The following is a 26,411-nucleotide window of genomic DNA, read 5'->3' as shown; positions in this document are numbered from 1 at the left end:
TGCAGTAGCCGCCGTGCGCCTGCTTTGGGCGTCAAAAGTTTGCTTTAAAGGAACGGGGAAAACCGGTGGATCGCTCTCAGTTATTCAACACTGCTCGCTCGAATGTTGCCGACCTCAGTCGAGGCAATCTGGGCGTGCCGTTGTTGCTGCTGGTCATGCTGGCGATGATGATGTTGCCGGTGCCGCCGTTCCTGCTGGACGTGTTCTTCACCTTCAACATCGCCCTGTCGATCGTCGTCCTGCTGGTCTGCGTGTATGCGCTGCGGCCGCTGGATTTCGCGGTATTCCCGACCATTCTGCTGGTGGCGACGCTGCTGCGGCTGGCGTTGAACGTGGCCTCGACGCGGGTGGTGATGCTCCACGGTCAGGACGGCCACGCCGCCGCCGGTAAGGTGATCCAGGCCTTCGGTGAAGTGGTGATCGGCGGTAACTACGTGGTCGGTATCGTGGTGTTCGCGATCCTGATGATCATCAACTTCGTCGTGGTGACCAAGGGTGCCGGGCGGATTTCCGAGGTGAGCGCACGCTTCACCCTCGACGCGATGCCCGGCAAACAAATGGCGATCGACGCCGACCTCAACGCCGGTCTGATCGACCAGAACCAGGCCAAGGCCCGCCGTCAGGAAGTGGCCCAAGAGGCCGAGTTCTACGGTTCGATGGACGGTGCCAGCAAGTTCGTCCGTGGTGACGCCATCGCCGGCCTGCTGATTCTGTTCATCAACCTCATCGGCGGTATGGCCGTCGGTATCTTCCAGCACAACATGACCTTCGCCGACGCGGGCAAGGTGTACGCCTTGCTGACCATCGGTGACGGTTTGGTGGCGCAATTGCCATCACTGTTGTTATCGACAGCGGCGGCGATCATGGTGACCCGTGCTTCCGGTTCGGAAGACATGGGTAAACAGATCAACCGCCAGATGTTCGCCTCGCCCAAAGCCTTGGCGGTGGCGGCCGGCCTGATGGCAGTCATGGGCCTCGTCCCGGGCATGCCGCACTTCTCGTTCCTGAGCATGGCCGCGCTGGCTGCCGGTGGTGCGTACCTGTTCTGGAAAAAACAGAACGTCGCCAAGGTCCAGGCGCTGCAAGAAGTTCAGCGTCAGCAGGAACTGTTGCCGTCGCCGGCCCGCGCCATGGAAACCAAGGAGCTGGGCTGGGATGACGTGACGCCGATCGACATGATCGGCCTGGAAGTCGGCTATCGCCTGATCCCGCTGGTGGATCGCAATCAGGGCGGTCAGTTGCTGGCGCGGATCAAGGGCGTGCGCAAGAAGCTCTCGCAGGATCTGGGCTTCCTGATGCCGACCGTGCACATTCGCGACAACCTCGATCTGGCGCCGAGCGCCTATCGCCTGACCCTGATGGGCGTGATCCTGGCCGAAGCCGAGATCTACCCGGACCGCGAACTGGCGATCAACCCGGGGCAGGTCTACGGCACGCTCAACGGCATTACCGCCAAAGATCCGGCTTTCGGCCTGGAGGCGGTGTGGATCGAAGTCAGCCAGCGCGCCCAGGCGCAATCGCTCGGTTACACCGTGGTCGACGCCAGCACCGTGGTCGCGACCCACTTGAACCAGATTCTGTACAAGCACTCCAGCGAGCTGATCGGCCACGAGGAAGTGCAGCAACTCATGCAATTGCTGGCCAAAAGCTCGCCGAAACTGGCTGAAGAGCTGGTGCCGGGTGTGGTTTCGCTGTCGCAGTTGCTCAAAGTGCTGCAGGCGTTGCTCGCCGAACACGTGCCGGTACGCGATATCCGCAGCATAGCCGAGGCTATCGCCAACAACGCCGCCAAGAGTCAAGATACCGCCGCCTTGGTCGCCGCAGTACGCGTCGGCGTATCCCGCGCCATCGTCCAAAGCATTGTAGGCACTGACTCCGAGCTGCCTGTGATCACCTTGGAACCAAGGTTGGAACAAATATTGCTCAATAGTCTGCAGAAGGCAGGACAAGGCTCTGAAGAGGGCGTTCTGCTGGAGCCAAGCATGGCCGAGAAGCTGCAGCGTTCGCTCATCGAAGCGGCGCAGCGCCAGGAAATGCAAGGTCAACCGGTGATCCTGTTGGTAGCAGGCCCGATCCGCGCGATGCTCTCGCGTTTCGGCCGCCTCGCAGTTCCAGGGCTGCACGTGCTGGCCTACCAGGAAATTCCGGACAACAAGCAAGTGACCATCGTTGCGACAGTAGGGCCCAACGGCTGAGGTAGTGGTTTATGCAAGTTAAGCGTTTTTTCGCCGCCGATATGCGTCAGGCCATGAAGCTGGTTCGTGATGAGCTGGGCGCTGATGCCGCCATCATTGGCAACCGCCGCATTGCCGGCGGCGTCGAGCTGACGGCGGCGCTGGATTACAAATTGTCGGCGCTGGCGCCACGGGTTCCGAACATGGAACTCGAGGACGAGCTGCGCAAGACCCAGTCGCGCATCGTGACCGCCCAGGCCGAACTGAGCCTGCGTGGCGAAGCCGACGGCAACACCAATCGCCAGTTGTTCGCCGGGCTGCCGTTGACGGCCGGCCTGCCGCTGACCGCTGCCGAGCCGTTGAGCGAACCGACTTACGCCGCCCCGGCGCGTCCGGCGCCCGCGCCTGCCCAGTCGTCCGCCGGCATCGATCCGCGTGCGCTGGATTCGATGCGTTTCGAATTGAACAGTTTGCGTGAGCTGATGGAAGTGCAGCTCGGCACGCTGGCCTGGAATCAGCTGCAAGGCAGCCGTCCGGCACAAGCCAATCTGTATCGCCGTCTGCAGCGAATCGGTCTGTCCGGGCCGTTGTCGCGCGATCTGCTGGCGATGATCACCGATATTGAAGAACCACGTCAGGCCTGGCGCATGCTGCTCGCGCACCTGGCGCGAATGATTGCCGTACCGGAAGTCGAGCCGCTGGAAGAGGGCGGGGTGATTGCCATGGTCGGCCCGGCCGGCATGGGCAAGACCACCACCCTGGCCAAACTCGCCGCGCGCTACGTGCTCAAGTACGGCGCGCAGAATGTCGCGCTGGTCAGCATGGACAGCTTCCGCATCGGCGCGCAGGAACAACTGAAGACGCTGGGGCGGATTCTCAATGTGCCGGTGACCCACGTCGATCCGGGCCAGTCGCTGGTTCAGGCGCTCGACCCGCTGCTGCGCAAGCGCGTGGTGCTGATCGATACCGCCGGCTTGCAGGCCAGCGATCCGGCCTTGCGCATGCAGCTGGAAAGTCTGGCCGGGCGTGGCATCCGTTCAAAAAATTATCTGGTGCTGGCAACCACCAGCCAGAAACAGGTTCTAACCGCCGCGTACCACAGTTACAAGCGTTGCGGGCTAGCCGGCTGCATCCTGACTAAACTGGATGAGACGGCCAGCCTTGGCGAAGTGTTGAGCCTGGCGATCAGTCATGAACTGCCGGTCGCGTACCTGACCGATGGCCCACGGATTCCGGATGATCTGCATCTGCCGCGCCGTCATCAACTGGTCAGCCGCGCCGTCAGCGTGCAAATGCAGGAAGAACCCAGCGAAGAAGCCATGGCTGACATGTTCGCTGATATCTACCACAGCCCGACCAAGCAGGTTGGCTGAGGTAATGAACCGTTTTTGTACCTACATCGATGGTCTGCCATGCATTGTTCCGGTTGAGAACGCGCAGCCAGTAATGTGGCCTCCGTCTATGCAAGACAAGGTAAAGAAATAACATGGGCAGCATGCATCCCGTACAGGTGATCGCGGTGACCGGCGGCAAAGGTGGCGTCGGCAAGACTAACGTGTCAGTGAACTTGTCTCTGGCGCTGGCAGAGCTTGGCCGTCGGGTCATGCTGCTGGACGCCGATCTGGGGCTGGCGAACGTCGACGTTCTGCTGGGACTGACCCCCAAACGTACTCTGGCCGATGTGATCGAAGGCCGCTGTGAGCTGCGCGACGTGCTGTTGCAGGGACCCGGCGGGATCCGCATCGTGCCGGCTGCTTCCGGCACCCAAAGCATGGTGCACCTGAGCCCGGCGCAACATGCCGGTCTGATTCAGGCCTTCAGCGACATCGGCGACAACCTCGATGTGCTGGTGATCGACACCGCTGCGGGTATTGGTGACTCGGTAGTCAGTTTTGTCCGCGCCGCGCAGGAAGTGTTGCTGGTGGTCTGCGACGAGCCGACCTCGATCACCGACGCCTACGCGCTGATCAAACTGCTCAACCGCGACTACGGCATGAACCGCTTCCGCGTGCTGGCCAACATGGCGCAGAGCCCGCAGGAAGGGCGCAACCTGTTCGCCAAGTTGACCAAGGTCACGGATCGCTTCCTCGACGTCGCCTTACAATACGTCGGCGCCGTGCCGTACGACGAAAGCGTGCGCAAGGCAGTGCAGAAGCAGCGAGCGGTCTATGAAGCCTTTCCGCGTTCCAAGTGCGCGCTGGCGTTCAAGGCGATCGCGCAGAAGGTCGATACCTGGCCGCTGCCTGCCAACCCGCGTGGCCACCTTGAGTTTTTCGTCGAGCGCCTCGTGCAGCAAACAGCAGGGCCTGTGTTATGACCGCGAGCGGTATGAACTACTACAAGAAGTCGGCACGTGACGCGCAGTACGAGTTGATCGAGCGTTACGCGCCACTGGTCAAGCGCATTGCCTATCACTTGCTGGCGCGCTTGCCGGCGAGTGTGCAGGTTGAAGACCTGATTCAGGCCGGGATGATCGGCCTGCTCGAAGTCTCGACCAAATATGACGCCAGCAAAGGCGCCAGTTTCGAAACGTACGCGGGCATCCGGATCCGCGGCGCGATGCTCGATGAAGTGCGCAAAGGGGATTGGGCACCGCGCTCGGTTCACCGCAATACCCGTATGGTCAGCGATGCCATTCGCTCAATTGAAGCTAAAACCGGCCGTGACGCTAAAGATCACGAGGTTGCGGCCGAACTCCAATTGAGTCTCGACGATTACTACGGGATTTTGAATGACACCCTGGGCAGCCGGCTGTTCAGTTTCGACGACCTGTTGCAGGACGGCGAACACGAAGGGCTGCACGAGGATGGCGCCAGTGCTCATCTTGAGCCGTCACGCGATCTGGAAGATGAACGCTTCCAGGCGGCGCTGGCGGACGCGATTGCCAATTTGCCGGAGCGTGAGCGACTGGTGTTGGCGCTGTACTACGACGAAGAGCTGAACCTCAAGGAGATCGGTGAAGTCCTTGGCGTCAGTGAATCGCGGGTCAGCCAGTTACACAGCCAGTGCGCGGCCCGTTTGCGGGGGCGTTTGGGGGAGTGGCGAGCGCGCTGAAGGCAGTGTGGGGACACTGCGAACGAGGCTGGTGCGGTGAGAACGGCACCGGTCTTGCTCTGTTGTGCTCCAGACAGTCTTCGAGTGCTGCGCCGATTGATTGAAGTGGCGCGTCCAGGTGCTGGGCGCGTTTAAGACTGCTTGGAGGTCGAATTGAACAAAGACATGAAAATCCTCATCGTTGATGACTTCTCAACGATGCGGCGGATCATCAAGAACCTGCTGCGCGATCTCGGGTTCACCAACACCGTCGAGGCCGACGATGGCACTACCGCCATTCCGGTACTCAACAGCGGCAGCATCGACTTTCTGGTAACGGACTGGAACATGCCGGGCATGACCGGTATCGACTTGCTGCGCCACGTGCGTGCCGATGAAAAACTCAAGCATCTGCCGGTGCTGATGGTGACCGCTGAAGCCAAGCGCGAGCAAATCATCGAAGCCGCTCAGGCCGGTGTGAACGGCTACGTGGTCAAACCTTTCACGGCTCAGGCGTTGAAAGACAAAATCGAGAAGATTTTCGAACGCATCGGCTGATGACGCGCGGGGGAGCTATGGAGCATAACGAATCTTCACAGGGCGATTTCGAGTCGACCCTGAAAAAACACGCGGTCGAACTGGTCGAGAGCCTTGAAAAAGGCAGGTTCGGCGACGCTGTGCAACTGATCCATGAGCTCAATCAGACCCGTGACCGCGGCCTGTATCAGGAAGTGGGCAAGCTCACACGCGAACTGCACAGTGCGATCGTCAATTTCCAGATCGATCCGCACATGCCGCAGGCCGAGGAAGTGTCGCAAATCACCGACGCCACCGAACGCCTGGGCTATGTGGTCAAGCTGACCGAAGCCGCGGCCAACCGCACCATGGATCTGGTGGAAAGCGCCACCCCGGTGGTCAATGGCCTGGCTGAAGAAGCCCAGGCGCTGAGCACCGATTGGGGCCGCTTCATGCGTCGTGAAGTCGGAGCTGAAGAGTTCCGCGAACTGGCGCGCCGGGTCGACGGTTTTCTGTCACGCAGCAGCACGGACAACCGTGCGGTGTCGAGCAACCTCAACGACATCCTGCTGGCTCAGGATTACCAGGACCTCACAGGTCAGGTGATCAAGCGTGTGACCCAACTGGTCACCGAAGTCGAAAGCAATTTGCTCAAACTCGTCCTCATGGCCAGTCAGGTTGACCGCTTTGCGGGCATCGAACACGACCGTGCCGCGATGCTTGCAGAAAAAGATCCACAAAAACATCTCTCGCAGGGTGAAGGTCCGCAGATTCATGCCGATAAACGAGAAGACGTTGTGTCCGGTCAGGACGATGTGGACGATTTGTTATCCAGCCTCGGATTCTAGAGTTTTGGAATTTTAGGTTTTTTGGGTTTTTAGACCTGTAGGAGCACCCCATTAATGAGCTTCGGCGCCGATGAAGAGATCCTTCAGGATTTCCTGGTTGAGGCCGGCGAGATTCTTGAGCAACTGTCCGAGCAACTGGTCGAGCTGGAAAGCCGCCCGGATGACGCAGATCTGCTCAACGCAATTTTTCGCGGTTTCCACACTGTAAAAGGGGGCGCCGGCTTCCTTCAGCTCAACGAGCTGGTGGAGTGCTGTCACATCGCCGAAAACGTGTTCGACATCCTGCGCAAGGGTGAGCGTCGCGTTGATGCAGAACTGATGGACGTGGTGCTTGAAGCACTGGACGCGGTGAACAGCATGTTCAGCGAAGTCCGTGAACGTGCACCGATCACTGCTGCAACCCCGGAACTGCTGGCCGCGCTGGCGCGTCTGGCCGAGCCGCAAACGGCCGACGAAGCCCCGGCTTCGCCAGTGGCCGAGATGATCGAAGAGCTGGTCGTCGAAGGCGATGCGAGCGATTCGGGCGACATCACCGATAACGAATTTGAACAGCTGCTGGATTCGCTGAACGCCGTCAAGGCCGAAGCCGAAGCCCCGGCTGCTGCTGCACCTGCGCCGGCTGCCGATGCGGCCGCCAGCGATGAAATCACCGACGCCGAATTCGAGTCGTTGCTCGATCAACTGCACGGCAAAGGCCAGTTCGCGCCAGACGCCGTCGCACCGACTGCGGCTGCTCCGGCGGCACCGGCGGCGGGCGACAGCTCGGACATCACCGACGACGAATTCGAAGCACTGCTCGATCAGTTGCATGGCAAGGGCAACTTTGCCGTGGAAGCGCTGGAGTCGGCGATCGCCTCGGCACCGGTTGCGCCTGCCGCACCGGCGGCCGCCGCTGCCGGCAGCGATCTGATCAGCGATCACGAGTTCGAATCGCTGCTCGACGAGTTGCACGGCAAAGGCAAGTTCACCGACGTTGGCGCCGCTGCTGCGGGCACCGCGTCGACTGTGGCCGCGCCTGCCGCCAAGGCTGCTGCCGCTCCGGCTGCTGCGCCGAAGGCTGCGCCCAAGCCTGAGCCGAAAGCCGAAGCGCCAAAACCGGCCGCCGCTGCTGCACCGGCCCCGGCCCGTGCTGCCGCTGCTCCGCCGCCGGAAAAACCGGCGAGCGAAGCCGAGACCACCGTGCGGGTCGATACCGCGCGTCTCGACGAAATCATGAACATGGTCGGCGAGCTGGTGCTGGTGCGTAACCGCCTGGTGCGCCTGGGTCTCAACAGCGGCGACGAAGCCATGTCCAAGGCTGTGTCGAACCTCGACGTGGTCACGGCTGACTTGCAGACCGCGGTGATGAAGACCCGGATGCAGCCGATCAAGAAGGTCTTCGGGCGCTTCCCGCGTCTGGTTCGCGACCTCGCGCGTCAGCTCAAGAAAGAGATCAACCTGGAACTGGTGGGTGAAGAAACCGACCTCGACAAAAACCTTGTCGAGGCCCTGGCCGACCCGTTGGTCCACTTGGTGCGTAACGCGGTCGACCACGGCATCGAATCGCCGGAAGAACGCGAAGCTTCGGGCAAGGCCCGTGGCGGTCGCGTGGTGCTGGCAGCCGAGCAGGAAGGCGACCACATCCTGTTGTCGATCTCCGACGACGGCAAGGGCATGGACCCGAACGTCCTGCGTTCGATCGCGGTAAAACGCGGTGTGATGGACAAGGACGCGGCCGATCGCCTGAGCGATACCGAGTGCTACAACCTGATCTTCGCCCCGGGTTTCTCGACCAAGACCGAGATCTCCGACGTGTCCGGCCGCGGTGTCGGCATGGACGTGGTGAAAACCAAGATTTCCCAGCTCAACGGTTCGATCAACATCTACTCGACCAAGGGCCAGGGCTCGAAGATCGTCATCAAGGTGCCGCTGACGCTTGCGATCATGCCGACCCTGATGGTGATGCTCGGCAATCAGGCGTTTGCGTTCCCGTTGGTCAACGTCAACGAAATCTTCCACCTCGACCTGTCGACCACCAACGTGGTGGATGGCCAGGAAGTGGTGATCGTGCGGGACAAGGCGCTGCCATTGTTCTACCTCAAGCGCTGGCTGGTCAGCTCCGCCGCTCACGAAGAGCAGCGCGAAGGCCATGTGGTGATCCTTTCGGTGGGCACCCAGCGGATCGGCTTCGTCGTCGATCAACTGGTCGGCCAGGAAGAAGTGGTCATCAAGCCATTGGGCAAAATGCTGCAGGGCACTCCGGGCATGTCCGGCGCCACCATCACCGGTGACGGCCGCATCGCGCTGATTCTCGATGTTCCAAGCATGCTCAAGCGTTACGCGACGAAGCGTATTTGAATCCGGGGCAGCGGGGCGACGACGTCCCGCCGCACCTAATGGAGTGTTTATGGCAGTCAAAGTCCTGGTGGTGGACGATTCGGGTTTTTTCCGCCGCCGCGTCTCGGAAATTCTTTCAGCGGATCCGAGCATCCAGGTGGTCGGCACGGCCACCAACGGTAAAGAGGCGATCGATCAGGCCCTGGCCCTCAAGCCGGACGTGATCACCATGGACTACGAGATGCCGATGATGGATGGCATCACGGCGGTGCGGCACATCATGCAGCGCTGCCCGACCCCGGTGTTGATGTTCTCCTCGCTGACGCACGAAGGCGCCCGGGTCACCCTGGATGCGCTGGACGCCGGCGCGGTGGATTTCCTGCCGAAGAATTTCGAAGACATCTCGCGCAACCCCGAGAAGGTCAAGCAACTGCTGTGCGAGAAGGTCCACAGCATCTCGCGCAGTAATCGTCGTTTCAGTGCCTACAGTGCGCCGGCTCCGGCCGCTGCACCGACGCCTGCGCCAGCCCCGGCGGCTTCGAGCTTCAGCAGCCACAGCGCTGCTGCACCGACGCGTCCGGCGCCTGCTCCAGCACCTGCGCGTGCGCCAGCCGCCAGCGCGTCGTCGCCGGCACCGAAACGCAAAGCCTACAAACTGGTTGCCATCGGCACTTCGACCGGCGGCCCGGTTGCCCTGCAACGGGTGCTGACCCAGTTGCCGGCGAACTTCCCGGCGCCGATCGTGCTGATCCAGCACATGCCCGCGGCGTTCACCAAGGCCTTTGCCGAGCGTCTGGACAAGCTGTGCCGCATCAGCGTCAAGGAAGCCGAGGATGGCGACATCCTGCGTCCGGGCCTGGCGCTGCTGGCCCCGGGTGGCAAGCAGATGATGATCGACGGCCGTGGCGCGGTGAAAATCCTGCCGGGCGACGAGCGTCTGAACTACAAGCCGTGCGTGGACATCACTTTCGGTTCCGCAGCCAAATCCTACGGTGACAAAGTTCTGGCGGTGGTGCTCACCGGCATGGGCGCCGACGGTCGTGAAGGCGCGCGTCTGCTCAAACAGGGCGGCAGCTCGGTATGGGCGCAGGACGAAGCAAGCTGCGTGATCTACGGCATGCCGATGGCCATCGTCAAAGCTGATCTGGCTGACGCGGTCTACGGCCTGGACGACATCGGCAAGCACATCGTCGAGGCGTGTATCTGATGGATGTTCTAAGCCTTATCGGGATTATTCTGGCGTTCGTCGCCATCATCGGCGGCAACTTCCTTGAAGGCGGCCACCTCGGCGCGCTGGCCAACGGCCCGGCGGCGCTGATCGTGCTCGGGGGCACCATCGGTGCCGCGCTGTTGCAATCGCCGATGAGCGCCTTCAAGCGCGCCATGCAGATTCTCGCCTGGATCCTTTTTCCGCCACGGGTGGACCTGGCCGGCGGCATCGACCGCGTGGTCAACTGGAGCCTCACCGCACGCAAGGAAGGCTTGCTCGGGCTGGAAGGCGTGGCCGATGCCGAACCGGACAACTACTCGCGCAAGGGCCTGCAACTGCTGGTCGATGGCGCCGAGCCGGAAGCGATCCGCAGCATTCTCGAAGTGGATTTCTACACTCAGGAAGCCCGCGACATCGAGGCTGCCAAAGTTTTCGAAAGCATGGGCGGCTATGCGCCGACCATCGGCATCATCGGTGCGGTGATGGGCCTGATTCATGTGATGGGCAACCTCGCTGATCCGACCCAATTGGGCAGCGGTATTGCCGTGGCATTCGTCGCGACCATCTACGGCGTGGCCAGTGCCAACCTGGTGTTGCTGCCGGTGGCGGCCAAGCTCAAGTCAATCGCGTTGCGGCAGTCGCGTTATCGCGAAATGTTGTTGGAAGGTATTTTGTCGATCGCCGAAGGTGAAAACCCTCGCTCTATCGAGCTGAAGCTTCAGGGCTTCATGGATTGATGGGGGTAATGGACTATGGCTCGCCGCAGGCATCAGGAAGAACACGTTAATCACGAGCGCTGGCTCGTGTCCTACGCGGATTTCATCACGCTGCTGTTCGCGTTCTTCGTGGTGATGTATTCCATCTCGTCGATCAACGAAGGCAAGTACAAGGTCATTTCCGAGGCGCTGATCGGGGTTTTCACTGACTCCGATCGCTCGCTCAAGCCGATCCCGATCGGTGAGGAACGGCCGAAAACCGTGACCCCGGCCAAGCCGCTGGTCAAGGACAGCGAGCAGGTCGATGCCGGTATCGCCGGGGCCAGCGATCCGCTGAAAAGCATTGCCGATGACATCAGTGCCGCGTTCGGCGACTTGATCGCTTCCAACCAGATGACCGTGCGCGGCAACGAGTTGTGGGTCGAGATCGAACTCAATTCCAGCCTGTTGTTCGGCAGTGGCGACGCAATGCCGAGTGATATCGCGTTCAACATCATCGACAAGGTCGCGGCGATCCTCAAACCGTTCGACAATCCGATTCACGTCGAAGGCTTCACCGACGATCAGCCGATCCGCACCGCGCAGTACCCGACCAACTGGGAACTGTCCTCGGCGCGTTCGTCGAGTATCGTTCGGATGCTGGCGATGCAGGGCGTCAACCCCGGGCGTCTGGCCTCGGTGGGTTACGGTGAGTTTCAGCCGGTGGCCAACAACGCCACCGCCGAAGGCCGGGCGAAAAACCGTCGTGTGGTGCTGGTGGTGTCGCGCAACCTCGATGTGCGCCGCAGCCTGACCGGTACCGGTACCGCCAATGCGCAACCGGACGCGGCATTGAAGCGCGCTGGCACACAAACTGCACCGTCCCCGGTCAAGACGCCGGGACGCGAGAGTGCCGTCAATTCTCCGTCGCCCGCATTAATACGCTGAGCTATGTCTCGGTCGAGCATCTCGGCCGGGAGGAACGAACCGAATGAGAGTCTGGGCAGTCGCCAATCAAAAGGGTGGTGTCGGTAAAACCACATCTTCCATCGCTTTAGCCGGATTGCTGGCGGAGGCGGGCAAGCGCGTGGTTGTGGTCGATCTCGACCCGCACGGCTCGATGACCAGCTATTTCGGCTACGACCCCGACAGCCTGGAACACAGCAACTACGACCTGTTTCTGCACAAGGGCAGCGTGCCGCAAGGCTTGCCCGGACAGTTGCTGCTGTCGACCAGCGACGAACGCATTTCCCTGTTGCCGTCGAGTACCGCACTCGCCACCCTTGAGCGCCAGTCGCCGGGGCAGAGTGGTTTGGGCCTGGTGATCGCCAAGAGTCTGGCGCAGCTGTGGCAGGACTTTGATTACGCGATCATCGACAGCCCGCCGTTGCTCGGCGTGTTGATGGTCAACGCCCTGGCCGCGAGCCAGCAACTGGTGATCCCGGTGCAGACCGAGCACCTGGCCGTCAAAGGTCTGGAGCGCATGGTCAACACCCTGGCGATGATCAACCGCTCGCGCAAACAGGCGCTGCCGTTCAGCATCGTGCCGACCCTGTTCGACCGCCGCACCCAAGCGTCGCTGGGCACCTTGCGCGTGCTGCGTGACAAATTCCCGGAAGAGATCTGGCAGGGTTACATCCCGGTCGACACGCGTCTGCGCGACGCCAGCCGGGCCGGGGTCACGCCTTCGCAGTTCGACGGCAAGAGTCGTGGCGTGCTGGCTTACCGCGCGCTGCTCAAGCATCTGCTGGCGCAACAACTTGTTCCGCAGGTGGCTTGAGATGACCGTGTTCCGATCACCCATGCCTGACTTGCACAAATCCTGTGGGAGCGAGCCTGCTCGCGAAGCAGGCGACGCGGTTCTCCTGTCTGGCGCTGTTGACCGATGAACCGCCCAATCAAGCTGACATCGCGTCCGCAACTGGCGTTGCAGTCCTATCTGGACAGCTTGCTGCAGGAAATCCCTGACGAGTTGCCGCCAGTGGAAGTGCCGGTCGAGGCGCCGGTCGAGGTGGTCGAAAGCGCTGCGGCGCTGGATGAATTCCAGGCTGCGGTACTGGAAGAGCAGGCGCGTGATGCGCAGAAAACCACCAAACCTGCCGCCCCGGTTGTCGCGCCTGCCGCCGCACCGATCGCCAAGGCGCCAGTGGCGTTGATCGAAGAAGCCGAGCCGCCGCGCGCGCCGGTTTCGACACTCGCACCGCTGTTGCAAACCCAATTGCTGAAAACCGCGCCGGAACCGGTCGTGGCCGAACCGGCGCCGGTGGTACCGGCACCCGTCGAACAGACGCTGGTGCCGCCAGTGGTGGAAGTGCACCTGCCACCGAGCAACACGCCGCCCCCGGTGGAAACCGATGGCCGTCCGGCCTGGGCTTCGGAAGCCTTCGAATGCCTGTTGTTCGATGTTGCCGGACTGACACTGGCGGTGCCGCTGGTGTGCCTCGGTTCGATCTATTCGCTGGCCGGCCACGAGTTGACGCCGCTGTTCGGGCAGCCGGAATGGTTCCTCGGGATTCTGCCGAGCCAGGCCGGCAATCTGAAAGTCTTGGACACGGCGCGTTGGGTCATGCCGGATCGCTATCGCGATGACTTCCGTCAGGGCCTGCAGTACGTGATTTCGGTACAAGGCTACGAGTGGGGCCTGGCGGTGCATCAGGTCAGCCGTTCGTTGCGTCTGGATCCGAATGAAATCAAATGGAGAAGTCACCGGGGTCAGCGGCCATGGCTTGCCGGCACGGTGATCGAGCACATGTGTGCATTACTTGATGTAGCCGCGCTGGCCGAGTTGATCGCCAGCGGCGGGGCAAAGCACTTGGGCGGCCACAAGCCGCTACATAAATCGACATAGCAGCCGACATAACAGTCAGGCGAAGGCATTTTTCAATGCCTCCACACAGAACACACACCGCCCAGTGCGGTTTTTTCGAGGGGTCAGGGTATGAGTAGTCAGGCGACGAATGCAAAAGGTTCTGAAGATCCGATCCTGCAATGGGTGACCTTCAAGCTGGACAACGAAACCTACGGCATCAACGTGATGCGCGTTCAGGAAGTCCTGCGTTACACCGAAATCGCGCCGGTACCGGGTGCGCCAAGCTACGTGCTGGGCATCATCAACCTGCGCGGTAACGTGGTCACCGTGATCGACACCCGTCAGCGCTTCGGCCTGAACAGCGGCGAGATCAGCGACAACACCCGTATCGTCATCATCGAAGCCGACAAGCAAGTGGTCGGGATCATGGTCGACAGCGTGGCCGAAGTGGTTTACCTGCGTCAGTCGGAAATCGAGACTGCGCCGAACGTCGGCAACGAAGAGTCGGCCAAGTTCATCCAGGGCGTGTGCAACAAGAACAACGAGTTGCTGATCCTGGTCGAACTGGACAAGATGATGAGCGAAGAAGAATGGTCGGAACTGGAGAGCATCTGATTGATTCTCGAGGTTGCGGTCATTGTCCTGTTCCTCTTCTGGGCAGGCACGCTGGCAATGTTTCTGGCGTACATCAAGGCGCAGCGGGTGATCGCTGCGCAACAGGCTCAGGGCGATGCGCTGCGTGATCAGCGCATCAAGGACCTGGCCAAGCGTGTCGACGACTACCAGAACGGCAACGTGCGCATGGGCGAAGCCCTGCACGAGCTGCGCTCGGTCGTCGGTCCGTTGCCGGACAAGATAGTCGCGCTGGAACAACGCGACCCGTCGAGCCTGTCGTTCGCCCAGGCGGCGAAACTGGTGGGCATGGGCGCGAGCGTCGATGAGCTGACCCAGTCCTGCGGCTTGACCCAGGCTGAGGCGGAGTTGATGCGCAAGCTGCACAGAAGTTGATATGCGTTGAGGCATGTCATTTGAATAAGAATCGCCGGTCATGCCGGCGATTTTTTTTGCGCTCGATTTTGTTGCCTGATTCGCCCATGGCCGTCTGTCTGAACTGTTATTTCTGACAGTAGAGAATTTCGCTCATCGCTCCTCACACTGCTCGTGACTCGCGATAGTCCCGTCGGCTTTTCAGGCAGACGCGTCTGATCGCCAATTCACCGATCCAGCCAATCGTGGAGTGGGTATGCATTTGCCAGCCAGAATCGAGCGCGCGAGAAAAGTGCAGTCACCCGGTGTTGCCGCCCTGTGGCTGGCAGTCGTGCTGCTCCTGACGGCTTGTCAGGCTCAGGTCAGCAGGCTTGCTCCAGAAGCCAATATGGCCGACCGGCAAAATTGTCACGGTGTCCACCTGGTCAATGTCGTTGCGCATATGGACGACGATCTGCTGTTTATTGATCCGCGGATTTCGCAAGTTCTGGCTGCCGGCGGCTGTGTGACCAGTATCTTCATGAACGGTGGCAGTTCTGGCGCCGGCTTCGACTATGTACTGAAGCGCGAAAGCGCATCGACAAAAGCCTATGAGAAAATGCTGGGTTTTGCGACCGGATGGACGCCTTACCTGATATTCACTGATTCAGCCATTGTGATGAGCGTCAAGGCCAATGAGCGACCTGGATTGAAGCTCATATTTTTGCGTGTGCCGGGAGGGGACGTTCGTGGTGGAGATGTGCCGCTGGCCGATTTGCTCGACCTCGATAAAACTGTTCGGAGTTGGCCCTATCTGGACTCGGCTTCAGGTCCGGTAAACCTCTACAGTCGAACATCTTTTGTGCAGCTCTTGACTGAGCTGATCGTCAATGAAGGAGCCACCCGGGTGTATGCACTCAATCCGGACACCGTCCCGTACACGGAGCATCCTGACCATATTTATTCGGCACGTTTGACGCGCCTGGCCTTGCGCGGGATCAGTGCAGATATCCCGGTGGTTTATCACGAGACCTATCCCTCGGCGGCCGTCGCTCCTAACGTGGACCCGGCAGCGGTGCAGGCGAAACGGCATGTTGTCGCCAGTTACTTTCATTTTGAAGGGGCTGAGCCAGTCAGCAGTGCGTACAGTGAAGCCACCTGGAATGGCAATTGGGTGGCGCGACTCAATTTCACGCTCAGCCATGCTCACGCTGCCGGGCCACTGGTCAATATCCCTTTCAGACCGCTAGTCAATTTCCAGACGCAACAGTGCCTGGTTGCCAATGGATTGGGGCAGCAGGTGACACTGGATGGATGTGAGCCAGACGCTGACCAGCGCTGGGCGTTTGTGCCCTCCGACATTGCAGTCGGCGCGAGCAGGGGAGTTGCACTGCTGAAAACAGCCTCTGGCCATTGCATAGCGCGTCAGAATGGCCAATTGGTCGAACGCGCATGTGAAAGCAATGAGCCCTCTCAACACTGGACTCCGTGGGATTTCGGGAAAATCTATGTTCCCGGAGCGCAGGGGCAATGCCTGGACGGAGTACAGCCGAGCTTGATAGCGGATTGCAGGGAGTTTGCGGGTTCTACGTTGTGGGTGCGCAGCATCGATAACATCGACAGCAATGATTCGATGGAAGTGGCGCTGACGGGGGATGTCATCGGTGACGGGACGAACCGGACGGTACAAGTGCAGCGCCGGCAGGATGGTCCAGGTGTCGATATTTGGGTCACGTCGCTGGACGCAGACGCGATTGCATCCGAGAAATGGTATGAGGACAGACTTCTATTTGATCCAGACTCTTTTGATTCCGGGTGTGCTACAGCCCTTTGCTACGACACTACGCGCTATCTGCTGGCGGATTTCACAGGTGACGGCAAGGCTGATCTGATGGCGATATCGCCCGGAAACGCTGACGAAACCATTTTCAGGCTATTGAAGAATGAAGGCGGGCATTTTGCTGATCCGGTTATCTGGCGTTCGGTTCCGCAAGGGCATGCCTACCGGCAAGCTCAGCAATATCTGGCTGGCGACTTCAGAGGCGTCGGCAAGCAAGATGTGTTGATCGTGCAAACCCTGAATAACACAGTGTCCGATTTTTGGCTGATGGAGAATAAAGGGGCGAGTCTGGGCGTTCCTGCTCACTGGGGAGATGCTCGAAAAAACCCATTGCCGGTCCATTTCTACAGCGCCAGGCTGGACAGCGATGGCAAAGATGATGTGCTCGCTGTTGATTCAAGTGCACAGTTCTTGAAGCTGCTCACCTACAGGAGCAGCGGCCGTTCTCTGGATTTTGAGAAAGCCTTGGAGTTGCGGGGCTTCTATTCTGCGCGTTCAAAGACCGCAGTGCTGGATTCGCCGATTACCAAACTGACCGATGTATGGGTGCTGCACGCTCGATCAGACGGTAGTGATATCAATTTCTGGAAAGTCGCAAATCTTGGCGGCGGAGAGTTCGAAGAGCCTTCGTCTCCGGCTTTCGAGACGAGCGTGCTTAATTGGGCCGACGTGCGGCCTTATGGGCTGGGGACGGGCAGGCAGATCCTGCTTCCCTATCGCGTCAACGATCCTGTGCATGAGTATTACTGGCGAATCGGGAAAATCGGCTTCAAGGCACTGAATCTGTCCGAGCAAGGTAGGCCCCTCGAGATCAAGGATTATGGACGTTCACCACGGTTTGAATGGGCGAACCTGCAGTGGCGAGCGCGCTTGAACTGAATGTCGAGCGGGGACGCGTGCACTTGAGCTTGTATCCGGCGCGGCCTAGTAATCAGCCCCGCGTTCGGTAACGTCCTTCTCGACCATCGGCGCATCCGGATCCTGCCCCTCGGGGAATTTCCCCTTCAGATTCCACGCGAACGCGATGATCTCGGCGATCGTGCGGTACAGCTCCTCGGGAATGCTGTCGCCCAGTTCCATCCGCGCCAACAGCCGCACCAGCTCGGCGTTTTCATAGATCGGCACTTCGCAGTCGCGGGCGATGCGCAGGATTTCTTCGGCCAGTTCCTCGTCGCCCTTGGCGGTGAGGGTCGGGGCGTTGTTGCCGTCGTATTTGAGGGCGATGGCCTGGCGTGGAGCAGTGGAGTCGTTCATGCGGTTTCGTCGACCCAGCGATGTTCGAGGCGGGTTTGGTTGCCTTGCGGCGGGGTGCCGAGGTGGCAGTCGAGATCGCCGACATTCAGGCCGCGATCGAGCAGGCGCTGGCGCAGGGCGAACAGATTGTTGCCGATCAGGTCGGCGGTGTATGGGCGTTCGGCCCAGAGCTGGCTCGACAGGCTGCCGGCAATCAACTGCGCCTGAATCTGCATCGGCCCCAACGGCTCCATGTCGAACGCCAGGTCGACGCGCCACAGCTGCTGTTTGGGCTCGCGTTCGTCACGGCGTTCGTTGGGTTGCGGTTCTCTTTCCGGCGCTTCTTCGCGCTGAAACTTGACCTGCAACGGCACGATGTCCTGCAGGTTGCGCATGGGGATTTCCAGCTGCCAGGTGCTGAGCAGACGGCCGTCATCGGTGACACCGGTCTGTTCCAGGCTCGACAGCTGATGGCTTTGCAGGCGCGACACGGCTGCCGCGGCGAGGCGTAGCAGATGTTCCAGATCGCCTTCACCTTCGAGGCTTTGCAGCAGGCGGTCGGGCAGCGGGAAACTGCTGGGCAGCGGTTTGGCGCTGACCTGACCGAGGGTGCCGAGGGCGTTGCGCACGAAGCTCGGCAGTGCTTGCGCCAGCGTGTTTGCAGCGATGATCGCGTTGAAACTGGCATTGCCCGGCGCACCCGGCGACAGTTGCGCGATCAGCTTGAGCAGATCGGCTTTCATGTCCGGGGCCAGCGCCGGATTCTGTCCGGTCAGCAATTTGGCTTCGAGGAAGGCGCCACTGTTGGCCAGGGCCAGGGCCACGCCTTTGGCGGTGCTCATTTGCTGCACATCGGGCAGGTTGGCGAGCAGGCGCGTGACGGCAGCGCGCAGATCCTGCGAGGTCTGATCGTCGTCGCTCGGCAGGTTTTGCAGAGCATTGAGCAAACCGTCCAGCGAACCTTGGCGAGTCTGTTGGCCGAGCAGTTGCTGGCTCACCGCCAATTGCTCCTGACGGCTGCTCAGTGGCACGAACTTGAGGGTTTGCGAATCTTCGACCAGTGCCGAGAGCAGGGTGCCGATGCGCAGTGGCGTCGGGCTGTCGATGTCCAGTGTGGCGCCACTTTGCGCGGTGTTGAGCAGGCTCACCAGCGAGCGGTACACCGTCGGCTGTCCCGGCACTTGCGGCAGTGTCTGCGAGGTCAGCACCTTGCCTTGCAGCAACGTGCCGACCGGCAACTGCGCCGTATCGATGCGGGTGAGGGCGGCGACGCTGCTGGCGATGGCCTGTTGCACGGTGATCGCCAGATTGCCCGCCGACGGCTGAGTGACGGCCAGGTTGGTGCCGGTTGGCAGCGGCAGGTTGCTGCTGGCTTGCACGGTGGTCTGCCGACCGCCGTCGACGGTGACCTTGAGCAGCAGTTGAAAGGTCTGATCCGCCTGCTTGAGTGACAACACCTCGGCCTGAGCGCTTTGCCCGGCGCCGATCAAGCCTTCGACCGGGGTCAACAGCTTGAGCAACTCACCGCTCATCACCAGCGGACGCGTGTTCGCCGGGGTGGTGGGCGGGAGCGGGAGGATGTTCATTTCGCCTGTCATACGCGGACACAACCTGAGGAAATTGCGCTCTTGGGAGTAAGGCACGGCATGTATAATGCCGCGCGTCTTGCGCTTCGTTCAGAAAACATAGCAATTGTTTGATCCAGCTCTCTGCTTCGCACCGTCATTGCATTTATCCTGCATCTCTTTAACGGCCGCGCCAGAGCCGACTTGAACCGTATAAGGCCCGTGATCCCTTGACCAGTCCTGTCCTGCAAACCGTTGCCCTTGCCTGTGAGCGAGACCTGCGGCTGCTCTTCGAAAATCTCGAATTAAGACTGGCCAGTGGCGATATGGTGCAGATCAGCGGCCCCAACGGCAGCGGCAAGACCAGCCTGCTGCGTCTGTTGTCAGGGTTGATGCAGCCGACCAGCGGTCAAGTGCTGCTCAACGGCCAGCCCTTGACTGCACAACCGAGCGAACTGGCGCGCAACCTGTTGTGGATCGGCCACGCTGCCGGGATCAAGGACCTGCTGACCCCGGAAGAGAACCTGTCCTGGCTCTGCGCCCTGCATCGGCCGGCCGAACGCGAGGCGATCTGGCAGGCACTGGCAGCCGTAGGATTGCGCGGATTCGAAGATGTTCCCTGCCACACCCTGTCCGCCGGTCAGCAACGCCGCGTGGCGCTGGCGCGGCTGTATCTGGACAGCCCGCCGCTGTGGATTCTCGACGAGCCGTTCACCGCGCTCGACAAACAGGGCGTGGCGCAGCTTGAAGAACACCTGGCCGGGCACTGCGAGCGCGGCGGTCTGGTGGTTCTGACCACGCACCACACACTGAGCCGGATGCCGGCCGGTTATCGCGATATCGATCTGGGGAACTGGGCAGTATGAGTGTGTTCGGCCTGCTGGTTGCCCGTGAGTCCCGTTTGCTGTTTCGTCGCCCGGCGGAACTGGCCAATCCGCTGATTTTCTTCGCCATCGTCATCGCCTTGTTCCCGCTGGCCGTCGGCCCGGAAACTCAAGTCTTGCAAAACCTGTCCCCGGGGTTAGTCTGGGTGGCCGCGTTGTTGTCGGTCCTGCTTTCGCTGGACGGACTGTTTCGCAGTGATTTCGAAGATGGCTCCCTGGAACAGTGGGTCCTTTCGCCGCACCCGCTGCCCCTACTGGTGCTGGCCAAGGTGCTGGCACACTGGCTGTTCTCGGGACTGGCACTGGTTCTGCTCTCGCCGTTGCTGGCGTTGATGCTCGGTTTGCCGGTCGCCTGCCTGCCGGTGTTGCTGTTGTCGTTGCTGCTGGGTACACCGGTGCTGAGCCTGCTCGGTGCGGTGGGCGCGGCGCTGACGGTTGGTTTGAAACGCGGCGGCCTGTTGCTGGCGCTGCTGATTCTGCCGTTGTACATCCCGGTGTTGATCCTGGGCAGTGGCGCTTTGCAGGCCGCCCTGCAAGGGATGCCGGCGACCGGGTATCTGCTGTGGCTGGGTAGCCTGACCGCCCTGGCGATCACCCTGACACCTTTTGCAATAGCGGCTGGCCTGAAGATCAGCGTCGGCGAATAATGAGGTCTGGTTAAAATTTAACCAGCAAAGACCCTGAGACTGCTCACACCGATGAGCGGCACCCGTGATGGAAACAGTATGAACTGGACCTGGTTTCACAAGCTCGGCTCGCCCAAGTGGTTCTACGGCATCAGCAGCAGGTTTCTGCCGTGGCTGAGCATTGCCGCGTTGCTGCTGATCAGCATTGGCGTCGTCTGGGGCCTGGCCTTCGCGCCGCCGGATTATCAGCAGGGCAACAGCTTCCGCATCATCTATATTCACGTGCCGGCGGCAATGCTGGCGCAGTCGATCTACGTGATGCTGGCGGTGTGCGGCGTGGTCGGGCTGGTGTGGAAAATGAAACTGGCCGACGTCGCCCTGCAATGTGCGGCGCCGATCGGCGCGTGGATGACCGCTGTGGCGCTGGTCACCGGGGCGATCTGGGGCAAGCCGACCTGGGGCTCGTGGTGGGTCTGGGATGCGCGGCTGACGTCGATGCTGATTCTGCTGTTCCTGTATTTCGGCGTGATCGCGCTGGGCAATGCCATCAGCAACCGCGACAGCGCCGCCAAGGCCTGCGCCGTGCTGGCGATCGTCGGGGTGATCAACATTCCGATCATCAAATACTCGGTGGAGTGGTGGAACACCCTGCACCAGGGCGCGACCTTCACCCTCACGGAAAAACCGGCAATGCCCGCTGAAATGTGGCTGCCGCTGTTGCTGACGGTGCTGGGTTTCTACTGTTTCTTCGGCGCCGTGCTGTTGTTGCGCATGCGCCTTGAAGTGCTCAAGCGCGAAGCCCGCGCCAGTTGGGTGAAAGAAGAAGTGCAGAACAGCCTGGAGGCCGCGCGATGAGTTTTGCTTCATTCGGCGACTTCCTCGCCATGGGCCACCATGGTCTGTATGTCTGGACGGCCTACGGCATCTGTCTGGCGGTGCTGATCCTCAACGTGGTCGCACCGATCGCGGCCCGCAAGCGCTATCTGCAACAAGAGGCGCGTCGTCTGCGCCGGGAGAACGGCAAGTGAATCCGCTGCGCAAAAAACGTCTGACCATCATTCTGGCGATCCTGGTCGGGGTCGGCGCTGCCGTCGGCCTGGCCCTCAGCGCCCTGCAGGAAAACATCAACCTGTTTTACACGCCGACCCAGATCGCCAACGGTGAAGCGCCGCACGACACGCGCATCCGCGCCGGCGGCATGGTCGAGAAGGGCTCGCTGCAGCGTTCGCCGGACTCGCTGGACGTCAAATTCGTTGTCACCGACTTCAACAAAGCCGTGACCATCACCTACCGCGGGATCCTCCCGGATCTGTTCCGCGAAGGGCAGGGCATCGTCGCATTGGGCAAACTCAACGCCGACGGCGTGGTGGTGGCCGATGAAGTGCTGGCCAAGCACGACGAGAAGTACATGCCGCCGGAAGTGACCAAAGCGCTGAAAGACAGTGGTCAATCGGCACCGACCCCAGCGAAGGAGGGTTGATTGATGACTTCTGCACTGTTTATTCCCGAGCTCGGCCATCTGGCGATGATTCTGGCGCTGTGTTTTGCGCTGGTGCAGGCCGTGGTGCCGCTGTTCGGTGCGTGGCGCGGCGATCGTATGTGGATGGGCCTGGCCCAGCCGGCAGCGTGGGGTCAGTTTGCGTTCCTGCTGTTTGCCTTCGGTTGCCTGACCTACGCGTTCATGACCGACGATTTCTCGGTCGGTTATGTGGCGATGAACTCCAACAGCGCCTTGCCGTGGTACTACAAGTTCAGCGCGGTGTGGGGCGCCCACGAAGGGTCGCTGCTGCTGTGGGCGTTGATCCTCGGTGGCTGGACCTTCGCCGTGTCGGTGTTCTCCCGGCAGTTGCCGCAAGTCATGCTCGCCCGTGTGCTGGCGGTGATGGGCATGATCAGCACCGGTTTCCTGTTGTTCCTGATCCTCACCTCCAACCCGTTCTCGCGGATCCTGCCGCAGATTCCGGCCGACGGTCGTGACCTCAATCCGCTGCTGCAAGACATCGGCCTGATTGTGCATCCGCCGATGCTCTACATGGGGTACGTCGGCTTCTCGGTGGCGTTCGCCTTCGCCATCGCTGCACTGCTCGGTGGTCGTCTCGACGCCGCGTGGGCACGCTGGTCGCGCCCTTGGACGATTGTCGCCTGGGCCTTCCTCGGCATCGGCATCACCCTCGGTTCATGGTGGGCGTACTACGAACTCGGCTGGGGCGGCTGGTGGTTCTGGGACCCGGTGGAAAACGCCTCGTTCATGCCATGGCTGGTCGGCACCGCGCTGATTCACTCGCTGGCCGTCACGGAAAAACGTGGCGTGTTCAAGAGCTGGACGGTGTTGCTGGCGATTGCCGCGTTCTCGCTGAGCCTGCTTGGCACGTTCCTCGTGCGTTCCGGTGTACTGACTTCGGTGCACGCGTTTGCCTCCGACCCTGAGCGCGGCGTGTTCATTCTGATCTTCCTGCTGTTTGTGGTCGGCGGTTCGCTGACGCTGTTTGCGTTGCGCGCTCCGGTGGTCAAGAGCCAGGTCGGCTTCAACCTGTGGTCGCGGGAAACCCTGCTGCTGGGCAACAACCTGGTGCTGGTGGTGGCGGCGTCGATGATTCTGCTCGGCACGTTGTATCCGCTGATTCTTGATGCGATCAGCGGCGCCAAGCTGTCGGTAGGCCCGCCGTACTTCAACGCGCTGTTCATCCCGTTGATGGCGTTGCTGATGCTGGTGATGGCGGTCGGCGTGATCGTCCGCTGGAAAGACACCCCGGTAAAATGGCTGGCGAACATGCTGACCCCGGTGCTGCTCGGCAGCGTCGCATTGGCCGTGGTGGCCGGTGTCGCTTACGGCGATTTCAACTGGGCGGTGATCGCGACGTTCCTGCTCGCTGCGTGGGTGCTGCTCGCCGGTGTGCGCGACATCTTCGACAAGACTCGCCACAAGGGCCTGATCAAAGGCCTGCCAACCCTGACCCGCAGCTACTGGGGCATGCAGATCGCTCACCTCGGCATCGCCGTATGCGCCCTCGGTGTGGTGCTGTCGAGTCAGAACAGTGCCGAACGCGACCTGCGTCTGGCGCCGGGCGAGTCGATGTCCCTGGCCGGTTATCAGTTTGTGTTCGAAGGTGCCAAGCACTTCGAAGGGCCGAACTTCACCTCCGACAAGGGCACCGTTCGGGTGATCCGCGACGGCAAGGAAGTCAGCGTGCTGCACCCGGAAAAGCGCCTGTACACCGTGCAGAGTTCGATGATGACCGAGGCCGGGATCGACGCCGGTTTCACCCGGGATCTCTACGTCGCATTGGGCGAGCCGCTGGAAAACGGCGCGTGGGCGGTACGGGTTCACGTCAAACCGTTCGTGCGCTGGATCTGGTTCGGCGGTCTGCTGACCGGTCTGGGCGGATTGCTGGCGGCGCTGGATCGGCGTTATCGAGTCAAGGTCAAAGCCCGGGTGCGTGAAGCCCTCGGCCTGCAAGGAGCGGCTGCATGAGACGTTGGTTGATGCTGGTACCCCTGGCGATTTTCCTGCTGGTGGCGGTGTTTCTTTATCGCGGTCTGTACCTCGATCCGGCGGAACTGCCGTCGGCGATGATCAACAAGCCCTTCCCGGAATTCAGCCTGCCGAATGTGCAGGGCGACAAGACCCTGACCAAGGCCGACATCCTCGGCAAACCGGCACTGGTCAACGTCTGGGGCACCTGGTGCATTTCCTGCCGGGTCGAGCACCCGGTGCTGAACAAACTGGCCGAGCGCGGCGTGGTGATCTACGGCATCAACTACAAGGACACCAACGCCGATGCGTTGAAGTGGCTGGCCGAATTCCACAACCCGTACTCGCTGGATATCCGTGACGACGAAGGTTCGCTGGGCCTCAACCTCGGCGTGTACGGCGCGCCGGAAACCTTCTTCATCGACGCCAAGGGCATCATCCGCGACAAGTACGTCGGGGTGATCGACGAACAGGTCTGGCGCGAAAAACTCGCAGCCAAGTATCAGGCACTGGTCGATGAGGCCAAGCCATGAAGCGCTTTATCGCTGCCGTGGTCTTGGGCCTGAGTCTGGCCGGTGTGGCGCATGCCGCGATCGACACCTACGAGTTCGCCAAGGAAGGTGATCGCGAGCGCTTTCGTGAACTGACCAAGGAACTGCGCTGCCCCAAGTGCCAGAACCAGGACATCGCCGATTCCAACGCGCCGATTGCCGCCGACCTGCGCAAAGAGATTTTCCGCATGCTCGGCGAGGGCAAGGACAATCAGCAGATCATCGATTTCATGGTCGATCGCTACGGTGATTTCGTCCGCTACAAACCGGCGCTCAATGCAAAGACAGCCTTGCTGTGGTTCGGCCCGGCCGGCCTGTTGTTCGGCGGTCTGGTGGTGATCGCAGTGATCGTTCGCCGACGCCGCGCGCAACGCACCGAGACCCCGCCATCGCTGTCCACCGAAGAGCGTCAGCGCCTCGACCAACTGTTGGATAAAAACCAAGAATGATTGATTTCTGGCTTGCCGCAGGGCTGTTGCTTCTGGTCGCCCTGAGTTTTCTGCTGATCCCGGTTTTGCGTGGCCGTCGCGCCCAGCGTGAAGAGGATCGAACTGCCCTGAACGTGGCGCTGTATCAGGAGCGCGTGGCCGAGCTGCAAGCGCAGCAGGCTGAAGGCGTACTCGATGCCGCGCAAATGGACAGCGGTCGCGCGGAAGCTGCGCGTGAGCTGCTCGCCGATACCGAAGGCGTTGCCGCACCGCGTGTGTCGAAACTGGGCAAGCCGTTGCCGCTGCTGGCGGCGGTGCTGGTGCCGGTGTTGGGCCTGGGTCTGTACCTGCATTTCGGTGCTGCCGATAAAGTCGAACTGACCCGCGAATTCGCCCAGGCGCCGCAGTCGATGGAAGAGATGACCCGGCGTCTGGAGCGTGCCGTCGCCGCGCAACCGGATTCGGCGGAAGGCCTGTACTTCCTCGGGCGCACCTACATGGCCCAGGATCGTCCGGCAGATGCGGCCAAGATGTTCGAACGCGCCGCCAACCTGGCCGGTCGCCAGCCGGAGCTGCTTGGTCAGTGGGCGCAGGCGCAGTATTTCGCCGATGGCAAAAAGTGGTCGGACAAGATCCAGGCCCTGACCGATGAAGCGCTGAAAGCCGATCCGAAAGAAGTCACCAGCCTCGGCCTGCTCGGCATCGCCGCGTTCGAGGGTGAGCGTTATCAGCAGGCAATCGACTATTGGAACCGGCTGCTGGCGCAGTTGCCAGAGGGCGACAACTCACGCGCCGCCTTGCAGGGCGGGATCGAGCGAGCCACCGAGCGCCTGCAAGCCAGTGGCGGTAAGGACGCGGCCGCGCCAGCAGCCAAGGTTGCCGCTCTGCTCAAGGTGCGCGTCGATCTGGCCAGCGAACTCAAAGGCAAGGTGCAACCGGGCGACAGCGTGTTCATCTTCGCCCGCGCCGTTTCCGGCCCACCGGCACCGCTGGCGGCCAAGCGTCTGACCGTGGCCGATCTGCCGGTCACTGTCGAACTGGGCGATGCCGACGCGATGATGCCGCAGTTGAAACTGTCGAACTTTCCTGAAGTCCAACTGGTTGCGCGCATTTCCCGTGCCGGTCAGCCGACCGCAGGGGAGTGGGTAGGTCGCAGCGGCCCGCTGGCCAGCAGCACCACCGCGCCGCAAACACTGACCATCGACAGCCCGGACAAATAACTCCGGAACCCACAGGAAAGCACCG

26 protein-coding genes are annotated in these 26,411 nt (G+C 61.3%); 24 read left to right on the top strand and 2 right to left on the bottom strand.

Translation table 11 applies throughout. From position 1 onward, the window contains the following. Positions 1 to 65: 65 nt before the first annotated feature. The 15 genes from flhA (at position 66) to ACM6I7_RS02650 (ending at position 17,286) form a co-directional block, all read left to right on the top strand. Positions 66 to 2,195, top strand: a complete 2,130-nt coding sequence (gene flhA / locus ACM6I7_RS02720) for a flagellar biosynthesis protein FlhA (protein ID WP_027613918.1) — start codon at positions 66 to 68, stop codon at positions 2,193 to 2,195. Positions 2,196 to 2,206: 11 nt separating this feature from the next. Continuing rightward, positions 2,207 to 3,547 (top strand): flagellar biosynthesis protein FlhF, encoded by a 1,341-nt coding sequence (gene flhF, locus ACM6I7_RS02715; RefSeq protein ID WP_003222914.1) that lies wholly within the window; start codon positions 2,207 to 2,209, stop codon positions 3,545 to 3,547. 113 nt (positions 3,548 to 3,660) lie between these two features. After that, positions 3,661 to 4,491 (top strand): flagellar synthesis regulator FleN, encoded by an 831-nt coding sequence (gene fleN / locus ACM6I7_RS02710; protein WP_003222917.1) that lies wholly within the window; start codon positions 3,661 to 3,663, stop codon positions 4,489 to 4,491. Continuing rightward, positions 4,488 to 5,228 (top strand): RNA polymerase sigma factor FliA, encoded by a 741-nt coding sequence (gene fliA, locus ACM6I7_RS02705; protein ID WP_007920004.1) that lies wholly within the window; start codon positions 4,488 to 4,490, stop codon positions 5,226 to 5,228. The genes fleN and fliA overlap by 4 nt, the downstream gene beginning before the upstream one ends. Positions 5,229 to 5,393: 165 nt before the next feature. Next, entirely contained in the window at positions 5,394 to 5,765 is a 372-nt protein-coding gene (locus tag ACM6I7_RS02700) for a chemotaxis response regulator CheY (RefSeq protein WP_024012118.1), read from the top strand. Between the two features lie 17 nt (positions 5,766 to 5,782). Continuing rightward, on the top strand, positions 5,783 to 6,571 hold the full coding sequence (locus ACM6I7_RS02695; protein ID WP_027613919.1) for a protein phosphatase CheZ: 789 nt from the start codon (positions 5,783 to 5,785) through the stop codon (positions 6,569 to 6,571). Positions 6,572 to 6,625: 54 nt separating this feature from the next. Then, entirely contained in the window at positions 6,626 to 8,908 is a 2,283-nt protein-coding gene (locus ACM6I7_RS02690) for a chemotaxis protein CheA (RefSeq protein ID WP_414887912.1), read from the top strand. A gap of 49 nt (positions 8,909 to 8,957) precedes the next feature. Then, positions 8,958 to 10,094, top strand: coding sequence for a protein-glutamate methylesterase/protein-glutamine glutaminase (locus tag ACM6I7_RS02685; RefSeq protein ID WP_095139385.1), 1,137 nt, complete (start codon positions 8,958 to 8,960; stop codon positions 10,092 to 10,094). Then, positions 10,094 to 10,834: a flagellar motor protein gene (locus tag ACM6I7_RS02680; protein WP_007967839.1), complete on the top strand. Its 741-nt coding sequence runs from the start codon at positions 10,094 to 10,096 to the stop codon at positions 10,832 to 10,834. The genes ACM6I7_RS02685 and ACM6I7_RS02680 overlap by 1 nt, the downstream gene beginning before the upstream one ends. 15 nt (positions 10,835 to 10,849) lie before the next feature. Then, the gene (gene motD, locus ACM6I7_RS02675) at positions 10,850 to 11,740 is read left to right on the top strand and encodes a flagellar motor protein MotD (RefSeq protein WP_414887911.1); all 891 of its coding nucleotides are present in this window, start codon (positions 10,850 to 10,852) and stop codon (positions 11,738 to 11,740) included. Positions 11,741 to 11,783: 43 nt separating this feature from the next. Next, complete coding sequence (locus ACM6I7_RS02670) at positions 11,784 to 12,572, top strand: ParA family protein (protein ID WP_003222933.1); 789 nt, start codon at positions 11,784 to 11,786, stop codon at positions 12,570 to 12,572. A 105-nt stretch (positions 12,573 to 12,677) separates the two neighbouring features. After that, a complete protein-coding gene (locus ACM6I7_RS02665) occupies positions 12,678 to 13,640 on the top strand; it encodes a CheW domain-containing protein (RefSeq protein WP_414887910.1) in 963 nt (320 codons plus the stop codon). 90 nt (positions 13,641 to 13,730) lie between these two features. Then, positions 13,731 to 14,216 (top strand): chemotaxis protein CheW, encoded by a 486-nt coding sequence (locus ACM6I7_RS02660; RefSeq protein ID WP_003222936.1) that lies wholly within the window; start codon positions 13,731 to 13,733, stop codon positions 14,214 to 14,216. Beyond that, positions 14,217 to 14,609: a DUF2802 domain-containing protein gene (locus ACM6I7_RS02655; RefSeq protein WP_007961680.1), complete on the top strand. Its 393-nt coding sequence runs from the start codon at positions 14,217 to 14,219 to the stop codon at positions 14,607 to 14,609. 235 nt (positions 14,610 to 14,844) lie between these two features. Next, entirely contained in the window at positions 14,845 to 17,286 is a 2,442-nt protein-coding gene (locus ACM6I7_RS02650; RefSeq protein ID WP_414887909.1) for a carbohydrate-binding protein, read from the top strand. Between the two features lie 45 nt (positions 17,287 to 17,331). Here ACM6I7_RS02650 and ACM6I7_RS02645 read toward each other — a convergent pair whose 3' ends face one another. Then, on the bottom strand, positions 17,332 to 17,661 hold the full coding sequence (locus ACM6I7_RS02645) for an EscU/YscU/HrcU family type III secretion system export apparatus switch protein (RefSeq protein WP_183781929.1): 330 nt from the start codon (positions 17,659 to 17,661) through the stop codon (positions 17,332 to 17,334). Next, positions 17,658 to 19,238: a flagellar hook-length control protein FliK gene (locus ACM6I7_RS02640; protein WP_414887908.1), complete on the bottom strand. Its 1,581-nt coding sequence runs from the start codon at positions 19,236 to 19,238 to the stop codon at positions 17,658 to 17,660. The genes ACM6I7_RS02645 and ACM6I7_RS02640 overlap by 4 nt, the downstream gene beginning before the upstream one ends. Before the next feature lie 197 nt (positions 19,239 to 19,435). Between ACM6I7_RS02640 and ccmA the strand changes: the two genes are divergently transcribed. From ccmA to ccmI, 9 genes are all read left to right on the top strand, one after another. Beyond that, entirely contained in the window at positions 19,436 to 20,071 is a 636-nt protein-coding gene (ccmA, locus tag ACM6I7_RS02635; protein ID WP_045122041.1) for a cytochrome c biogenesis heme-transporting ATPase CcmA, read from the top strand. Then, complete coding sequence (gene ccmB / locus ACM6I7_RS02630) at positions 20,068 to 20,736, top strand: heme exporter protein CcmB (protein WP_003222942.1); 669 nt, start codon at positions 20,068 to 20,070, stop codon at positions 20,734 to 20,736. Before ccmA ends, ccmB begins: the two co-directional genes overlap by 4 nt. A 78-nt stretch (positions 20,737 to 20,814) precedes the next feature. Further along, complete coding sequence (locus ACM6I7_RS02625) at positions 20,815 to 21,570, top strand: heme ABC transporter permease (RefSeq protein WP_047599963.1); 756 nt, start codon at positions 20,815 to 20,817, stop codon at positions 21,568 to 21,570. Continuing rightward, on the top strand, positions 21,567 to 21,743 hold the full coding sequence (gene ccmD / locus ACM6I7_RS02620) for a heme exporter protein CcmD (protein WP_097090129.1): 177 nt from the start codon (positions 21,567 to 21,569) through the stop codon (positions 21,741 to 21,743). Before ACM6I7_RS02625 ends, ccmD begins: the two co-directional genes overlap by 4 nt. After that, positions 21,740 to 22,195, top strand: coding sequence for a cytochrome c maturation protein CcmE (gene ccmE / locus ACM6I7_RS02615; protein WP_414887907.1), 456 nt, complete (start codon positions 21,740 to 21,742; stop codon positions 22,193 to 22,195). Before ccmD ends, ccmE begins: the two co-directional genes overlap by 4 nt. Before the next feature lie 3 nt (positions 22,196 to 22,198). Further along, positions 22,199 to 24,187, top strand: coding sequence for a heme lyase CcmF/NrfE family subunit (locus ACM6I7_RS02610; RefSeq protein WP_414887906.1), 1,989 nt, complete (start codon positions 22,199 to 22,201; stop codon positions 24,185 to 24,187). Continuing rightward, positions 24,184 to 24,720, top strand: coding sequence for a DsbE family thiol:disulfide interchange protein (locus ACM6I7_RS02605; RefSeq protein WP_150367860.1), 537 nt, complete (start codon positions 24,184 to 24,186; stop codon positions 24,718 to 24,720). Before ACM6I7_RS02610 ends, ACM6I7_RS02605 begins: the two co-directional genes overlap by 4 nt. Next, positions 24,717 to 25,187, top strand: coding sequence for a cytochrome c-type biogenesis protein (locus ACM6I7_RS02600; RefSeq protein WP_003222948.1), 471 nt, complete (start codon positions 24,717 to 24,719; stop codon positions 25,185 to 25,187). Before ACM6I7_RS02605 ends, ACM6I7_RS02600 begins: the two co-directional genes overlap by 4 nt. Beyond that, the gene (gene ccmI / locus ACM6I7_RS02595) at positions 25,184 to 26,386 is read left to right on the top strand and encodes a c-type cytochrome biogenesis protein CcmI (RefSeq protein ID WP_414887905.1); all 1,203 of its coding nucleotides are present in this window, start codon (positions 25,184 to 25,186) and stop codon (positions 26,384 to 26,386) included. Before ACM6I7_RS02600 ends, ccmI begins: the two co-directional genes overlap by 4 nt. Positions 26,387 to 26,411 lie beyond the last annotated feature (25 nt).

Origin of the sequence: Pseudomonas sp. IT-93MI4 (genome assembly GCF_949767635.1) — a bacterium.
Classification (GTDB): domain Bacteria; phylum Pseudomonadota; class Gammaproteobacteria; order Pseudomonadales; family Pseudomonadaceae; genus Aquipseudomonas; species Aquipseudomonas putida_A.
Note: the sequence above shows the minus strand (reverse complement) of the source record. Positions and strands in the feature narration are given on the sequence as shown.

Bases quoted from the DNA above. Each gene is read 5' to 3' on its own strand.
- flhF (WP_003222914.1), top strand. From the start codon at position 2,207: ATGCAAGTTAAGCGTTTTTTCGCCGCCGATATGCGTCAGGCCATGAAG.
- fleN (WP_003222917.1), top strand. From the start codon at position 3,661: ATGGGCAGCATGCATCCCGTACAGGTGATCGCGGTGACCGGCGGCAAA.
- fliA (WP_007920004.1), top strand. From the start codon at position 4,488: ATGACCGCGAGCGGTATGAACTACTACAAGAAGTCGGCACGTGACGCG.
- ACM6I7_RS02700 (WP_024012118.1), top strand. From the start codon at position 5,394: ATGAAAATCCTCATCGTTGATGACTTCTCAACGATGCGGCGGATCATC.
- ACM6I7_RS02695 (WP_027613919.1), top strand. From the start codon at position 5,783: ATGGAGCATAACGAATCTTCACAGGGCGATTTCGAGTCGACCCTGAAA.
- ACM6I7_RS02690 (WP_414887912.1), top strand. From the start codon at position 6,626: ATGAGCTTCGGCGCCGATGAAGAGATCCTTCAGGATTTCCTGGTTGAG.
- ACM6I7_RS02685 (WP_095139385.1), top strand. From the start codon at position 8,958: ATGGCAGTCAAAGTCCTGGTGGTGGACGATTCGGGTTTTTTCCGCCGC.
- ACM6I7_RS02680 (WP_007967839.1), top strand. From the start codon at position 10,094: ATGGATGTTCTAAGCCTTATCGGGATTATTCTGGCGTTCGTCGCCATC.
- motD (WP_414887911.1), top strand. From the start codon at position 10,850: ATGGCTCGCCGCAGGCATCAGGAAGAACACGTTAATCACGAGCGCTGG.
- ACM6I7_RS02670 (WP_003222933.1), top strand. From the start codon at position 11,784: ATGAGAGTCTGGGCAGTCGCCAATCAAAAGGGTGGTGTCGGTAAAACC.
- ACM6I7_RS02665 (WP_414887910.1), top strand. From the start codon at position 12,678: ATGAACCGCCCAATCAAGCTGACATCGCGTCCGCAACTGGCGTTGCAG.
- ACM6I7_RS02660 (WP_003222936.1), top strand. From the start codon at position 13,731: ATGAGTAGTCAGGCGACGAATGCAAAAGGTTCTGAAGATCCGATCCTG.
- ACM6I7_RS02650 (WP_414887909.1), top strand. From the start codon at position 14,845: ATGCATTTGCCAGCCAGAATCGAGCGCGCGAGAAAAGTGCAGTCACCC.
- ACM6I7_RS02645 (WP_183781929.1), bottom strand. From the start codon at position 17,661: ATGAACGACTCCACTGCTCCACGCCAGGCCATCGCCCTCAAATACGAC.
- ACM6I7_RS02640 (WP_414887908.1), bottom strand. From the start codon at position 19,238: ATGACAGGCGAAATGAACATCCTCCCGCTCCCGCCCACCACCCCGGCG.
- ccmB (WP_003222942.1), top strand. From the start codon at position 20,068: ATGAGTGTGTTCGGCCTGCTGGTTGCCCGTGAGTCCCGTTTGCTGTTT.
- ACM6I7_RS02625 (WP_047599963.1), top strand. From the start codon at position 20,815: ATGAACTGGACCTGGTTTCACAAGCTCGGCTCGCCCAAGTGGTTCTAC.
- ccmD (WP_097090129.1), top strand. From the start codon at position 21,567: ATGAGTTTTGCTTCATTCGGCGACTTCCTCGCCATGGGCCACCATGGT.
- ACM6I7_RS02610 (WP_414887906.1), top strand. From the start codon at position 22,199: ATGACTTCTGCACTGTTTATTCCCGAGCTCGGCCATCTGGCGATGATT.
- ACM6I7_RS02605 (WP_150367860.1), top strand. From the start codon at position 24,184: ATGAGACGTTGGTTGATGCTGGTACCCCTGGCGATTTTCCTGCTGGTG.
- ACM6I7_RS02600 (WP_003222948.1), top strand. From the start codon at position 24,717: ATGAAGCGCTTTATCGCTGCCGTGGTCTTGGGCCTGAGTCTGGCCGGT.
- ccmI (WP_414887905.1), top strand. From the start codon at position 25,184: ATGATTGATTTCTGGCTTGCCGCAGGGCTGTTGCTTCTGGTCGCCCTG.